The organism is Halorubrum sp. SS7 (genome assembly GCF_005435055.1).
Lineage (GTDB): Archaea > Halobacteriota > Halobacteria > Halobacteriales > Haloferacaceae > Halorubrum > Halorubrum salinarum.
Window position 1 is genome coordinate 1 of record NZ_SGXV01000134.1, and the last position, 976, is coordinate 976.

Consider the following 976-nt stretch of genomic DNA (forward strand, 5'->3'; position numbering starts at 1 on the left):
CGGCAGTGGGAATTACTGTCGAGGACATCAAGCCCGGTGACAGCTTCGTCATCGCCGTTGACCCTGTGGTGACTGGGAACCCAGGCTACCTCGCTCTCACGGGTGACGTGACTGAAAACGCGGACAACGTCAATACTGAGCCCGAAGCTAGTGCGGACGGCAACATCACTAACTCAACTGCTACCCAGGGTACCCAGGGTGAACTCCTCAACTACCTCGAAATCACGTCTCTTGGGTACGAATCTGGTGATGCGAATAATGGGGCCCCAAGTAGTTCTGTCTCGATCACAGATGACGACGGATTCCCGGGTGACTTCCCCAACAGCACCGGTAACTCGATCCTGTTGGCCGACCTCCTGAGCGGACTGCTCTACCGGGGACGGGACGGAGGCACTCCTGCCGGCCACGGTGCTGCTGGTGACTCTGCTACGCGAGTCGGCGGTGACACCAGTCAAGCTAACGTCGATACGAATCGCGTGACCCATCTCGTCGAATTCACACTACCGGTTAGTGTTGGAAACGTCGTTCAGGGGGACAGTCTCACTTTCGACCTCACTTGGAGCCTCGAGCAGGTGCGGAACAACTCCGAACCCGCGAACGCCTCTGAGGTCGACGGTAGCGCGAACTAAGATACTCGAACCAACCGAAGCAGTTCCCGACCCATACGGTGTCCGGGGTCGCCTCGTAGGCGGCCCGGTCCGCGGTGACGCCGCGTAACGGCGGTTCGACTCCGCCGGTGGGTCTTCCCCAGGAGGGGACGAACAATGTCAAGCGACAACAACTTAGAACTCTCGCGGCGTAAGATCCTCGCCGGTATGGGCGCGGTCGGTGCGGCCGGCGCCGGCGCGGGGATCGGGACGAGCGCCCTGTTCAACGATACGGAGAGCTTCGAGGACAACCAACTGACGGCGGGAAGCCTCGACCTCAAGATAGACTGGGAGGAACACTACTCCTTCCCACAGATCTACGACGACTT

General features: G+C 60.0%; 1 protein-coding gene and 1 pseudogene. Both read left to right on the plus strand.

Annotated features, from left to right (window positions below; all coding sequences use genetic code 11):
• Positions 1 to 629, plus strand: a pseudogene (locus tag EXE44_RS20405) (hypothetical protein); the annotation flags it as partial.
• A gap of 135 nt (positions 630 to 764) precedes the next feature.
• Positions 765 to 976: SipW-dependent-type signal peptide-containing protein (locus tag EXE44_RS17120; protein WP_241991871.1), on the plus strand; the 212-nt coding region annotated here is incomplete at its 3' end.